At 52.5% G+C, this 12,446-nt stretch carries 13 protein-coding genes; 5 read left to right on the top strand and 8 right to left on the bottom strand.

Annotated elements, in window-relative coordinates:
* The first annotated feature begins 3 nt into the window (after window positions 1–3).
* From IEW52_RS03670 to IEW52_RS03660, 3 genes are all read left to right on the top strand, one after another.
* Window positions 4–600 carry a D-sedoheptulose-7-phosphate isomerase gene (locus tag IEW52_RS03670; RefSeq protein ID WP_188628730.1) on the top strand — a complete coding sequence of 199 codons (597 nt, stop codon included), beginning with the start codon at window positions 4–6 and terminating at the stop codon, window positions 598–600.
* Complete coding sequence (gene dolP, locus IEW52_RS03665) at window positions 597–1,175, top strand: division/outer membrane stress-associated lipid-binding lipoprotein (RefSeq protein WP_188628729.1); 579 nt, start codon at window positions 597–599, stop codon at window positions 1,173–1,175. The genes IEW52_RS03670 and dolP overlap by 4 nt, the downstream gene beginning before the upstream one ends.
* Before the next feature lie 338 nt (window positions 1,176–1,513).
* Window positions 1,514–3,112 (top strand): methyl-accepting chemotaxis protein, encoded by a 1,599-nt coding sequence (locus IEW52_RS03660; protein ID WP_188628728.1) that lies wholly within the window; start codon window positions 1,514–1,516, stop codon window positions 3,110–3,112.
* 149 nt (window positions 3,113–3,261) lie between these two features.
* On the opposite strand, the gene IEW52_RS03655 is transcribed toward IEW52_RS03660, so the two are convergent.
* From IEW52_RS03655 to zapE, 8 genes are all read right to left on the bottom strand, one after another.
* On the bottom strand, window positions 3,262–3,708 hold the full coding sequence (locus IEW52_RS03655) for a ClpXP protease specificity-enhancing factor (protein ID WP_188628727.1): 447 nt from the start codon (window positions 3,706–3,708) through the stop codon (window positions 3,262–3,264).
* Window positions 3,709–3,710: 2 nt separating this feature from the next.
* A complete protein-coding gene (gene sspA, locus IEW52_RS03650; protein ID WP_188628726.1) occupies window positions 3,711–4,340 on the bottom strand; it encodes a stringent starvation protein SspA in 630 nt (209 codons plus the stop codon).
* Window positions 4,341–4,426: 86 nt separating this feature from the next.
* A complete protein-coding gene (locus IEW52_RS03645) occupies window positions 4,427–5,161 on the bottom strand; it encodes a cytochrome c1 (RefSeq protein WP_188628725.1) in 735 nt (244 codons plus the stop codon).
* A complete protein-coding gene (locus IEW52_RS03640) occupies window positions 5,158–6,375 on the bottom strand; it encodes a cytochrome b (RefSeq protein ID WP_188628724.1) in 1,218 nt (405 codons plus the stop codon). Before IEW52_RS03640 ends, IEW52_RS03645 begins: the two co-directional genes overlap by 4 nt.
* Window positions 6,376–6,377: 2 nt before the next feature.
* Entirely contained in the window at window positions 6,378–6,968 is a 591-nt protein-coding gene (petA, locus tag IEW52_RS03635; protein WP_188628723.1) for a ubiquinol-cytochrome c reductase iron-sulfur subunit, read from the bottom strand.
* Between the two features lie 282 nt (window positions 6,969–7,250).
* Window positions 7,251–7,643, bottom strand: a complete 393-nt coding sequence (gene rpsI / locus IEW52_RS03630; protein ID WP_188628722.1) for a 30S ribosomal protein S9 — start codon at window positions 7,641–7,643, stop codon at window positions 7,251–7,253.
* Window positions 7,644–7,658: 15 nt separating this feature from the next.
* Window positions 7,659–8,087, bottom strand: coding sequence for a 50S ribosomal protein L13 (rplM, locus tag IEW52_RS03625; RefSeq protein WP_188628721.1), 429 nt, complete (start codon window positions 8,085–8,087; stop codon window positions 7,659–7,661).
* Between the two features lie 251 nt (window positions 8,088–8,338).
* Window positions 8,339–9,439: a cell division protein ZapE gene (gene zapE / locus IEW52_RS03620; RefSeq protein ID WP_188628720.1), complete on the bottom strand. Its 1,101-nt coding sequence runs from the start codon at window positions 9,437–9,439 to the stop codon at window positions 8,339–8,341.
* A 234-nt stretch (window positions 9,440–9,673) separates the two neighbouring features.
* Here zapE and IEW52_RS03615 point away from each other — a divergent pair, with 234 nt between their 5' ends.
* Together IEW52_RS03615 and degS are read left to right on the top strand one after the other, a co-directional pair.
* Window positions 9,674–11,032: a Do family serine endopeptidase gene (locus tag IEW52_RS03615; RefSeq protein ID WP_188628719.1), complete on the top strand. Its 1,359-nt coding sequence runs from the start codon at window positions 9,674–9,676 to the stop codon at window positions 11,030–11,032.
* 184 nt (window positions 11,033–11,216) lie between these two features.
* Window positions 11,217–12,314, top strand: a complete 1,098-nt coding sequence (degS, locus tag IEW52_RS03610) for an outer membrane-stress sensor serine endopeptidase DegS (protein WP_188628718.1) — start codon at window positions 11,217–11,219, stop codon at window positions 12,312–12,314.
* Window positions 12,315–12,446 lie beyond the last annotated feature (132 nt).

The raw sequence follows: 12,446 nt of genomic DNA, 5'->3' as shown, positions 1-12,446 counted from the left end.
CTAATGCAGGAAGAAATAAAAGCCAGTTTTACGGAGAGCATCCAAACCAAAATTGCCGCCGCCGAGGCACTGCCCGACGATATTCTGGCCGCAGCGCAAATGATGGTGATGTGCCTGCTTAACGGCAACAAGTTACTGGTGTGTGGTAATGGGGGTTCCAATGCCCTTGGACAGCTGTTCGTCAGCGAGCTGATTAACCGTTACGAAACCGAGCGCCCTGCCCTGCCAGCTATTTGCCTGACGCTGGACACCAGCAGCATCAGCGCCATTGCCGTCGATCAGCACTTTGATGAAGCCTATTCCCGCCAGATCCGCGCTCTTGGCCAGGAAGGCGATGTACTGGTGGTCATTTCTACCAGCGGCAACAGCCGCAACCTCATCAAGGCAGCAGAAGCAGCATTAAGCCGGGACATGACCATAGTGGCACTCAGTGGCGGCGATGGCGGTGAACTGGCCGGATTGCTGGGTCCCAACGACGTGGAAATCCGTGTGCCTGCCCTGCGAGCACCGCGTATTCATGAGGTTAATCTGCTCACCCTGCATTGCTTATGTGATCTCATCGATCGTACCTTGTTCCCCCAAGAGGAAGACGAAGAATGAAACCAAGATACCTCCTTGTTCTGGTACCTTTATTACTGCTGCAGGCCTGTGCCGGCGTCATGCTGGCCGGCGCCGGAACCGGCATTGGCTCGGTAACCGATCGCAGAACCGTAGGCACCCAGCTAAGCGATCAAACCATCGACCTGCGTGCCACCCATCGCCTGGGCAACGCCAAGCCATTGTGGGATGACAGCCGCCTGGTGGTGATCACCACCAATGGCAAAAGCCTGTTGCTGGGTCAGGCTCCCACCGAAGCCTATCGCCAGCAGGCAGAAGATATAGTCAAAGGCGTCCCCGGTGTCACCGAGGTCTTTAATGAAGTTCGTCAGAGCCAGCCGCTGGATGTCACGGCGCGCAGCCAGGACACCTGGATCACGTCCAAGGTGAAAAGCACCTTGCTGGCAGAAAAAAATCTCGATGGCACAAAAATAAAAGTGGTCACGGAAAACCGCGAAGTATTTTTAATTGGTCTGGTGACCCAGAAAGAAGCCGATATTTCGGTACAGCTCGCCCGCAACATCAATGGCGTACAACGCGTCATTACCGTGTTTGAGTTTGTACAGGCCGCCCCGTAGACCCATACCACAGGGAGCTCGGTCTCCCTGTGGTACTCCAAAGCCAGATTCTTCTCCCTATCTGTATCAATCGCTCCCCTCGAACCTTTAAATTGTTGATATAGCCAAAAAACCTCTCCATTATTGACACTCGACTGCATGTGACCGTTACCGTTCGCTACGACACGTATTAACTATTGTCGACCTCATGCTTTATCGTCGAATAACCGGCCTTCAGCTTAACGGATCAAACTGAAGCCTGCTCTTACCGTGAAAACAGCGCTGCATCTGCCTGACATCAAATATGCAGGTGGCAACGCCTGAACCGGATATACAGGAAAATACAGGGAGTTTTCTTTATGACATCTCAGACACCGCTCACCGGTACGGAACGCACTATCAGCAAGCATGGTGTTCTGATTTCCAGCACCGACCTTAAAGGCAAGGTCACCTATTGTAATGACCAGCTTTATGAATTTTCTGGCTATGCTGAAGCAGATATTATCGGCCAGTTGCAAATGCACCTGGGAGCCGGAGGCGTACCTCCCTCTATTTTTTCTGATATTTATGACTCACTGCAGGCAGGCAAAGCCTATGTCGCCATTCTTAAAAACCGCTGTCGCAATGGCGACCACTATTGGGCCGATGTGTACTTTACTCCCAAGTATAATGACGGCAGGCTGGCCGGTATCGACTCTATTCGCAGACAACCCAGCCCGGAGTGCGTGGCACGGGCAAAAAAAATCTACCCACAACTGATTGCCAACAAAGATGCCAAGTCCAAAGGGCGCAACATATGGGCCAGACTCGGGCTGCATCACAAACTCAACAGCATGATGACCCTGCTGCTCGGAAGCGTGTTTACCGGGCTGGCAGTACTGATGCCCGAACAGCTACCGACTCTCGGCATCGGTTTTGGCATATCCTTGATCGGGGCCTGGCTCGGCGTCGGCTATTACACCACCGGGCTGCGCCAACTGGAGCATAGCTCACGCGACATCATTGATAACCCACTGGCGACCCTGATTTACACCGGTCGACAAGATGAAATTGGCCAGCTGCAGCTCACCATTCAGGTATTGCAGGCAAAACTGAAAACCGCACTGGGCCGAGTAGGCGATGCCGCCAATGAGTTGCTGAACCAGGCCAGCAATGCCGAACAGTCCAGTAGTAATACCCAGGCTGAAATCAGCCGCCAGGAAGCAGACATTGACCAGATTGCCGTCGCACTGGACGAGATGACCTCAACCGTGGCCGAAATTGCCCGTAACACTACGGATGCCTCGGGTAGCGCCAGTGAAGCCAATCAGGTCGCCAGCTCGGGGCGCAATAATGTGCAAAGTACCAGCGAGCAGATTGCGAACCTGGCCAACAAGGTGCAAGAGACCACACAGATCATCAAGTCTCTGGAAAAAGACAGCAACGAGATCAGTGCGGTGCTGACCGTTATTCGCAACATTGCCGAACAGACCAACCTGCTGGCGTTGAATGCCGCCATTGAAGCAGCGCGCGCCGGAGAGCAGGGACGAGGCTTTGCCGTGGTGGCCGATGAGGTACGCAGCCTGGCCGGTCGTACTCAAGGCTCCATTGGCGATATAGAGCAAACCATAGAACGCCTGCAAAATACCACTCGCCTGGCTGTGGAAGCCATGGCCGAAAGTGCCACTCTGGCATCAAACGGCGTAGAGCAGACCCAAACCTCGGAAGTATCGCTGAATGAAATCACCCAGCAAATCAGCACCATCAACGATTTGAACATGATGATAGCCAGCGCCGCAGAACAGCAGTCCTGTGTATCCAACGAAATCACCGAGAAGGTACACAAAATCAGTCAATCCGCCGCCAGCACTTCGGGCCACGCGCACAACAGCATGCAGACCAGTTACAAGGTGACAGAGCTGACGCAGCAGCTGAAAGGAATCATCGATAGTTTCAGTGCTCAAAAGGCCGATACATAAAATATCAGTGGGTGGCTACAACACACCGCCCTTCTCTTTTCACGCTTTGGCAGCCTAGCCTGTTCTGCGTTAACAGAATTGGCTTTATTGCGGTCTCAAGCCCATCTTCTCGTCCATAAAAAAAACGCAGCCTGTTGGCTGCGTTTTTTTTATTTAACCACCCGTAGATTGGGTCTGCCTTTTTTAGGAGCAGGAGGATCATCTTCCGGGTCGGTATCGGCTATCGGAGCATCAGCTGCTGCCGGCTCGTCGATACTGGCCAGCCATTCCTCATAAGCAGGCTCTGGCGGGAAAAAGGTGCCAGCACCGTTTTCACGGGCCTGAACCGACACTACAGCCGCCATGGGTATATAAACCTGAAATGGTGAACCACCAAAACGCGCACTGAAGCTGACAGCGTCGTTATCCATTTGCAGACCGACGACCGCTTGCGGTGCGATATTCAGCACTATCTGGCCATCTTTTACATACTGTTGCGGTACCGAAGTATGAGGCAGCTCGGCATTCACCAGCAAATGCGGTGTCAGCTCGTTGTCCAGCAGCCACTCATAAAAGGCACGCAATAAATAAGGACGGCTCGGTGTCAGATTATCCATAATTAAATCTTGCCGCCGATATCGCGCTCGGCTTCCGTCATGGACGCCTGATAAGACTCACGTTCAAACAGACGGATCATGTAGCCTTTAAGCTCTTTGGCACCACGGCCAGACAGCTCGATACCCAAAGACGGCAACCGCCACAGCAAGGGAGCCATGTAGCAATCCACCAGGCTGAATTCTTCGCTCATGAAGTAAGGATATTCAACAAACACAGGTGCAATTGCCAGCAGAGCTTCGCGCAATTCCTTGCGTGCTTCATCCGCTTTCTCGTTACGTTGAATACGCTTGACCAGAGAGTACCAGTCCTGCTCGATGCGATGCATCATCAGGCGGCTTTTGCCACGGGCAACCGGATACACCGGCATCAGTGGCGGATGAGGAAAACGCTCATCCAGATATTCCATGATGATGTCTGACTCATAAAGCACCAGCTCTCGGTCGACCAAGGTCGGCAGAGTGCCGTAAGCATTCAGTTCCAGCAGATCTTCGGGTAGCGCATCCAGCTCTACCTGACTGATCTCGACACTAACCCCTTTTTCCGCCAGTACAATACGTACCTGGTGGCTATAAATATCATCGGCGCCCGAAAACAGCGTCATGATAGAGCGCTTATTAGCCGCAACTGCCATTGAATCCTCCGCAAATCACAAATAGGAACGGCAATGGAAGCATTCTGCCCCATTGCCGCCCCAAACCTAGCTTAGACGATGTCTAATCAGTGTACGTCACGCCAGTATTCTTTCTTCAGCATATAGGCAAAGATAAAGAAGATAACCAGGAAACCCAGTACCCAGTAGCCCATGCGATGACGTTCCAGTTTGACCGGGTCACCGGAGTAAACCAGGAAGTTGACAATATCCAGTACGGCATTGTCATACTCTTCGGTCGTCAGCTCACCATTGCCACTGGCTTCAACACCCACAGGGGTGGTCACTTCTTTGCCATCAACCGTATGCGTTACCGTCTTAAGCGTAGCACTACCCTGCAGCGGCTCCAGCACGTGAGGCATACCCACGGACGGGAAGACCAGGTTGTTCACGCCAAAGGGACGGCTGTCATCCTTGTAGAAAGAACGCAGGTAGGTATACAACCAGTCGGCACCACGCACTCGAGCGACCAGAGTCAGATCCGGTGGCGGCGCGCCAAACCAGCTGGCCGCGTCCTTTTCAGGAATCGAGTTTTCCATCAACTCACCGACAGCAACGCCGGTAAAGTTGAGGTTGGCCTGCATGATGTCTTCAGGAATCCCCAGATCTTCGGCTACTCGGTTGTAACGCTGATACTGGGTGCTGTGACAACCGGCACAATAGTTCATGAATAACTTGGCACCGTTTTGCAGTGATGCCTGATCACTCAGATCGTAGTTGGCCTGATCCAGCTTGACACCCGCGCCAGAGGCAAAGGCGAACGCCGGCAAAAAGGCGAATACAGCAATGATTAACTTCTTCATTTAAATGTAACCCTCTCTGGCAGCGGCTGAGTCTTTTCGTTCTTGCTGTAGAAGAACAACAATACGAAGAAGGCAAAGTAGCCAAATGAACATATCTGCGCCAACAAGGTCAGGGCCGGGGTAGAAGGCAAGGTTCCCAGCACACCCAGGATGATGAAGCAGATCACGAACTGAGCAATGTTCAACAGGTGCAGCTTGCTGCGGTAGCGGAATGAACGCACCTTGCAGCGATCCAGCCAGGGCAGTACGAACAGTACGGCAATGGACAGTCCCATCAGAATAACACCGGTCAGCTTGTCGGGTACGGCACGCAAAATGGCATAGAAAGGCGTGAAGTACCAAACGGGGGCAATATGCTCAGGCGTCTTCAGGCCATTGGCCGCTTCAAAGTTAGGCGCTTCCAGGAAGTAACCACCCCCTTCAGGCATAAAGAAGATAAAGAACGCAAAAATGAACAAGAAGCCAGCCACGCCCACTACGTCTTTTACCGTGTAGTAAGGATGGAACGGAATCGCGTCTTTCGGCCAGCCGTTTTCGTCTTTGACTTTCTTGATGTCGATGCCGTCCGGGTTGTTGGAACCCACTTCGTGCAAGGCAACAATGTGCAAGAACACCAAAATGACCAATACCAGAGGCAGTGCAATCACGTGCAAGGCGAAGAAACGGTTCAGGGTGGCACCGGAAATAACGTAGTCACCACGAATCCACAAGGTCAGATCATCGCCGATGACCGGAATGGCCCCGAACAGCGAAATGATGACCTGTGCGCCCCAGTAGGACATCTGGCCCCAGGGCAGCAGATAACCCATGAAGGCTTCGGCCATCAGCACCAGGAAGATCATCATGCCAAACAGCCACAGCAACTCCCGAGGCTTCTGGTAAGAGCCATAAATCAGGCCGCGGAACATGTGCAGATACACGACGACGAAGAAGGCAGAAGCACCGGTGCTGTGCATGTAGCGCAGTAACCAGCCGAATTCCACATCCCGCATTATGTATTCAACAGAAGCAAACGCCCCGTCACCCGACGGATTGTAGTTCATGGTCAGCCAGACACCGGTCAGGATCTGGTTAACCAGTACCAACATGGCCAACGAGCCAAAGAAGTACCAAAAGTTAAAGTTTTTTGGCGCCGGATATTCACCTACATGCTTGTTGTAGGTTGCCGTCATCGGAATCCGTTCGTCAATCCAGGATACGAGTTTACCCAGCATGCTTAGGCTCCTTCCTTGTCGGCACCAACCAGAATGGAGGTATCGTTGACATAATAATAAGGGGGGATCACCAGGTTCAGTGGAGCGGGAACGCCTTGGAAGACGCGACCGGCCATGTCGAACTTGGAGCCGTGACAAGGGCAGAAGAAACCAGAGGTGATTCCCTGAACCTGCTCACCAAACGAATCTGGCAAGTAAGTAGGAGAACATCCCAAATGGGTACACAGCCCCACAGCAACAAACAACTCGGGTTTGATCGAGCGATATGCGTTTTGAGCATACTCCGGTTGTTGTGGTTCTGCGGAATCTGGATCCCGTAGTTTGTTATCGTGTTTGGCCAGGTCATCCAGGGTAGCCTGGTTACGACGAACTATCCAAACTGGCTTGCCCCGCCACTCTACCCGGAGTAACTGGCCCGGTTCTATTTTGCTGACATCCACTTCCACTGGTGCCCCGGCCGCCTTTGCTTTGGCGCTGGGATTCCAGGAGGAAATAAAAGGTACAGCGACAAATGCAGCTCCGACCCCACCCACAGCTGTGGTTGACCAGGTCAGAAATCTGCGGCGACCGGTATCAACTGGCGCATTGCTCATCCAAAAACTCTCCCATTTGGTCTCCGCGCGTTTATTGTTCGTTCCATGCTTCGAGACGGCTTGTGACAACTGCGGCGGATTTTATGGTTTCAATTGCCACAAAAACCCCGAAATTCTAAAGAAAAGCGAGGTCTTTTACAAGTTCGGGTGAAGTGTCAATAAATTATTCTTTTGCGTTATAGTTTGTTTTAAAACAAAGTTTTACTCAGAAGAACAATCTATTTCTTCACGTATAAAAAAAGCCCGGGTAACCCCGGGCTTTTGATATAAACGTCTTCCCAATTAACGCTTGGAGAACTGAGGACGCTTACGTGCTTTATGCAGACCAACTTTCTTACGTTCAACGCGACGTGCATCACGAGTAACGAAGCCAGCCTTACGCAGTGAACCGCGCAGGGTCTCGTCGTATTGCATCAGGGCACGAGTAATGCCGTGACGAATAGCGCCAGCCTGACCAGAAATGCCACCACCGGCAACGGTGATGTACAGATCAAATTTATCGGTCATTTCAACCAGTTCTAAAGGCTGACGAACCACCATGCGGGCGGTTTCGCGGCCAAAGTACTGATCCAATGAACGCTTGTTGATAACGATATTGCCGCTGCCCTGCTTCACGAATACTCGTGCAGTAGAGCTTTTACGACGACCGGTACCGTAGTATTGAGTTTCTGCCATTTGCCTAATCCCGCCTTAGATGTCCAGTACTTGAGGTTGTTGCGCAGCGTGGTTGTGCTGAGCACCCGCGAAGACTTTCATCTTACGGAACATAGCACGACCCAGTGGGCCACGAGGCAGCATGCCGCGAACGGCAGACTCAATGACCATCTCTGGCTTGCGAGCAAGCAGCTTTTCAAAGCTGATTGACTTCAGGCCACCCGGAAAACCGGAGTGAGAATAGTAGATTTTGCCTTCGGCTTTATTACCGGTAACCTGAATTTTCTCAGCATTAACAACAACGATGTAATCGCCACAGTCAACGTGCGGAGTATATTCCGGCTTATGCTTACCACGCAGGCGTGAAGCAATTTCAGTAGCCAAACGACCCAGAGTTTTGCCCTCTGCATCAACAACATACCAGTCACGCTTTACGGTTTCTGGCTTAGCAACAAAAGTTTTCATGGATAAACCCAAATTACTTAAAATGAATCATACACTTGCGCACATGCGCAAAACACGAGCAAACATGTACCCCTTCGAGTACGAGTCTGTTTACAGTGATGCCGTCCGTTAGACAGCTGTGTAACGTGGGCCGGGCGATTATAGGTAAAGTTGCCTTAAAAATCACCTGCTAATTTTAATGCCCATCAAAAATAGCAGATTCGCCCACCCCTTCCCGGCATCATGCCCAGATACCGGGGCGGGTATTGTGACTAAGGAAGGTGCTCTCTGGCAAGATATTCGTGGGATTGCATTTCGGTCAGTCGTGATAAGCAGCGTTTAAACTCGAATTCAAGCCGCCCCTGGCCGTAAAGCTGGCCCATGGGAACGGCGGCCGAGATGATTAAATTCACATGCCGCTCATAAAATTCATCCACCATGGCAATAAAACGGCGGGCGGCGTCGTCACAGTCCTGTCCCATGGTTTGCACATTGGCCAACAGCACGGTGTGATAACGCTGAGCCAGCTCTATATAGTCATGTTGGGATCGCGCGGTGCAACACAGTTGCTGAAAGTCGATATACAAGACTCCCTCGCCGGACGCCAGCGTCGGCAGAGATCTGTGATTGACTTCAATTTCTCGCTCCCATTCTCCGGAGCCCGAGCTCAGACGAGAGAAATAATTGTCCAGATTAAGACGCGCCTGGGCATCCAGCGGGGAGTGATAAATTTCGGCCTGCGTCAGGGTTCGCAGCCGATGATCGACTCCCGAGTCTACATTAACCACCTCGCAGTGCTGCTTGATAAGTTCAATGGCCGGTAAAAAACGCGCTCGCTGCAGGCCATTGCGATACAACTCATCGGGCGGTATGTTCGAGGTGGCGACCAGAATCACGCCACGTTCAAACAGATAGTCAAACAGGGTGCCCAGTATCATGGCATCGGTAATATCCGAGACAAAAAACTCATCAAAGCAGATAATTTTTGTCTGACTTGCCAGGCGCTCGGCCACCTGTTTCAGCGGGTCGACCTGGCCCTTGAGGCTTTGCAGCTCATCATGTACCCGCAACATAAAGCGATGAAAATGAATTCTCAGCTTATTATCAAAGGGCAGACACCGATAGAAGGTGTCCATTAGATAGGTTTTACCCCGGCCGACGCCCCCCCAGAAATACAGTCCCTGTATTGAATGCTCGGGCTGAGAAACATGGCCGGTCAGCCGTTGCCAAAAGCTGGGTTTGGGCGCCGCCGGTGGCTGAGCGAGCAATTCGTCAAACAGCCGCTGCAAATGAGCCACCGCATTGGCCTGAGCGCTGTCATGCACAAAGTCGTCACGGCTCAAATCGGCTTGGTATTGTTTACTTGGAGTCATAGCGGCCACATAACGCACTTGCGAGGCAGAAGAATACTGGCCAGTGTAAGGCCAGAACTCGGGCCGGGGCAAGCCTGATAAAAACCAGGACTTGATCTCGAGAGCAATATCACTAATTTATTAAACTCGGAATATCAGCCATAAATAATACAGGCTCTATCGGAACTCTTACAGACCAAGCAGGGTCAGAATAAACAGTTTTCTTGACGCATTTATCGAATTAGGAGCATCTGCATGAAATCACGACTTCCTCTAGTGTCCGCGCTGGCATTGAGTTTGAGTATGGCGTTAATACCCCAGGCGCAGGCAGCCCTGCCCTTTGGCGCCGGCAGCGATATACGCAGTCTGGCTCCGGTATTGGAAAAGGTGACGCCCGCCGTCGTCAATATTTCCGTTTCGGGCAGCAAAGTCAGCCGTCAGGCACTGCCCGAGCCGTTTCGTTTCTTCTTTGGTCCCAATATTCCCGGTGAACAGGTTCAGGAAAGACCCTTTCAGGCACTGGGCTCCGGCGTCATCATCGACGCCAAAAAGGGCTATGTGATCACCAATAATCACGTTATTTCCGATGCCGACAAGATTCTTATCACCCTGATAGATGGTCAGGAATACGAAGCAGAGCTGATTGGCAGCGATAAACAAAGTGACATCGCCCTGCTGAAAGTGGATGCCAAGGATCTGGTTGAAATCGAATATGCAGACTCGGATCAGCTGCGCGTGGGTGATTTTGCCATTGCCATCGGCAATCCTTTTGGCTTGGGGCAAACCGTGACCTCGGGAATTATCAGCGCCCTGGGTCGTTCGGGCCTTAACGTGGAAAACCTGGAAAACTTCATTCAAACCGATGCGGCCATCAACTCGGGTAACTCAGGCGGTGCCCTGCTCGACCTGGACGGCAAGCTGGTCGGCATCAACACGGCCATTCTCGGCCCGGGCGGCGGTAACATCGGCATTGGCTTTGCCATTCCTGCCAATATGGTGAAAAACCTGGCCGAGCAGATTGTGGAATTTGGTGAAGTGCGCCGCGGTGTACTGGGCGTGATGGGCGGAGAGCTGACCTCTGAGCTGGCCCGCACCTTTGGCTATCGCAGTCAGCATGGGGCTTTCGTCAGCCAGGTGATGGAGAATTCCTCCGCCGACAAGGCCGGCCTTAAAGCCGGTGATATCATCATCAGCCTGGACGGCAAGCCGGTACGCTCCTTTGGTGAGCTGCGTGCCAAGGTGGCCACCATGGGCGCCGATAAAAAAGTGACCCTGGGGCTGTTTCGCGATGGCAAAAAAGAACAGGTTGACGTCACCCTGGCCCGAGCCGAGGACGACAATATAGAGGCCGATACCTTGAATGAAGCGCTGCAAGGCGCCACTCTGGCCAAAACCGGCAGTGAAGATGGCATCAAGGGCGTCAAGATAACCGAAGTCGCTCCACGTTCACCAGCCGCCCGCTCCGGGCTGGAGCAAGGCGATGTCATCATAGGCGTCAACCGCAAGCGGGTAAAAGACTTGAGTGATTTGCGCAAGATCATCGAGAGCAAGCCAGACGTGATAGCGCTGAACATTCAGCGTGGTAATTCGTCCATTTATTTGGTGCTGCGATAAAATAACGCCAAATGTTAAACTGACAGCTAACAAAAGCAGCGCCTGGCGCTGCTTTTTTATCGCTTGCCGTTCCTTTACAGCTTGCAGATGCAAATTTCACTTGCCTTTTTCAGCCAGGCAATCTCACTCGCAACTGTTGTCTTTATGTTATGCTGTTGCTCTTTCGTCATCAGCCAAGCCTTATATGCGCCTAGCCTCATCTCTCAAATTTTTTCTTCAGGCCGCAGCCCTCGGTATTCTGATGGCCATGCTGCTGCTGCTGCTGTTTCCACAGCTTAAAACACAACCATTCGAACACTGGTGGCGTAACCAGCAAGTCGGTGTATCCAGCTTTTCCTACGCGGCCAGCAGAGCCGGCCCGGCGGTAGTCAATATCTACACCCGCAGCTTTCAGCGTGGCGAGGCATCAGCCCAACTGAGTGCCACCAGCCTGGGCTCTGGGGTGATTATGTCGGATCAGGGTTATGTACTGACCAACTATCATGTGATTGCCGATGCGGATCAGGTGATCGTGGCCTTGCAGGATGGCCGAATACTCAATGGTGAAGTCACGGGGTTTGATGTACCCACCGACCTGGCGGTGTTGAAAATAAATGCCGCCAAACTGCCTGTCATTCCCCAAGACGACGAATTGAACCCTCAGGTAGGTGACATAGTGCTGGCCATTGGTAACCCCTATAACGTAGGCCAGACCATTACCCAGGGTATTATCAGCGCCACCGGTCGTACCGGCCTGTCCAGCATGGGGCCCGACAGCAATGGCCGCCAGGACTTGTTACAGACCGATGCCGCCATTAATGCAGGTAATTCTGGAGGAGCGTTAATCAATGTCTACGGTGAAATCGTGGGCATCAATACTGCTTCCTTTCAAAGCCTCGCGCATCAGGAAAGCTACGGCATCAACTTCGCCATTCCCTACGCACTGGCACATCGCATCATGCTGGAATTAATTAGCAATGGCCGGGTGATCCGCGGCTATCTGGGCGTCAGTGGCGCCGATATTCCCCCCATGATGGCGCAATTGCTAAAGATGGGAGATCAAACCGGTTTATACGTAGAAGGCCTCAACGAGCAAGGCCCGGCGGCCAAGGCGGGCATTCAAGTGGAAGATGTATTACTGAAAATAGACGGCCAGCCGGTACGTAACACCCGTCATGCCATGGACAAGATTGCCGAAACCCGCCCCGGCACCACCATAGACGTCACTGTGTTGCGCGATGGCAAGCTGTTAACCCTGCCGATAGTCATAGCAGAAGACAGACGCTTCCAACGGCTGCGGTAATGAAAGGGATTGGGGATTGGGGATTGGGGATTGGGATTAGGGAGTCGGGATTACTGACGGGATGACCCGAAGGCCGGGAGCCAGGACCAGTTCAGTCCCCGCTCCCCAGTCCCTAATCCCTAATCCCGGGGG

The sequence above is a fragment of the Oceanisphaera marina genome (assembly GCF_014643915.1).
Taxonomy (GTDB): Bacteria; Pseudomonadota; Gammaproteobacteria; order Enterobacterales; family Aeromonadaceae; genus Oceanimonas; species Oceanimonas marina.
The sequence above is the reverse complement of the archived record's forward strand: the minus strand, read 5'-3'. Positions and strand labels throughout refer to the sequence as shown.

Excerpts from the sequence above, each read along its gene's own strand:
- IEW52_RS03615 (WP_188628719.1), top strand. The coding sequence starts at position 9,674 with ATGAAATCACGACTTCCTCTAGTGTCCGCGCTGGCATTGAGTTTGAGT.
- IEW52_RS03670 (WP_188628730.1), top strand. The coding sequence starts at position 4 with ATGCAGGAAGAAATAAAAGCCAGTTTTACGGAGAGCATCCAAACCAAA.
- IEW52_RS03640 (WP_188628724.1), bottom strand. The coding sequence starts at position 6,375 with ATGCTGGGTAAACTCGTATCCTGGATTGACGAACGGATTCCGATGACG.
- rpsI (WP_188628722.1), bottom strand. The coding sequence starts at position 7,643 with ATGGCAGAAACTCAATACTACGGTACCGGTCGTCGTAAAAGCTCTACT.
- dolP (WP_188628729.1), top strand. The coding sequence starts at position 597 with ATGAAACCAAGATACCTCCTTGTTCTGGTACCTTTATTACTGCTGCAG.
- sspA (WP_188628726.1), bottom strand. The coding sequence starts at position 4,340 with ATGGCAGTTGCGGCTAATAAGCGCTCTATCATGACGCTGTTTTCGGGC.
- IEW52_RS03655 (WP_188628727.1), bottom strand. The coding sequence starts at position 3,708 with ATGGATAATCTGACACCGAGCCGTCCTTATTTATTGCGTGCCTTTTAT.
- petA (WP_188628723.1), bottom strand. The coding sequence starts at position 6,968 with ATGAGCAATGCGCCAGTTGATACCGGTCGCCGCAGATTTCTGACCTGG.
- IEW52_RS03645 (WP_188628725.1), bottom strand. The coding sequence starts at position 5,161 with ATGAAGAAGTTAATCATTGCTGTATTCGCCTTTTTGCCGGCGTTCGCC.
- IEW52_RS03660 (WP_188628728.1), top strand. The coding sequence starts at position 1,514 with ATGACATCTCAGACACCGCTCACCGGTACGGAACGCACTATCAGCAAG.
- rplM (WP_188628721.1), bottom strand. The coding sequence starts at position 8,087 with ATGAAAACTTTTGTTGCTAAGCCAGAAACCGTAAAGCGTGACTGGTAT.
- degS (WP_188628718.1), top strand. The coding sequence starts at position 11,217 with ATGCGCCTAGCCTCATCTCTCAAATTTTTTCTTCAGGCCGCAGCCCTC.
- zapE (WP_188628720.1), bottom strand. The coding sequence starts at position 9,439 with ATGACTCCAAGTAAACAATACCAAGCCGATTTGAGCCGTGACGACTTT.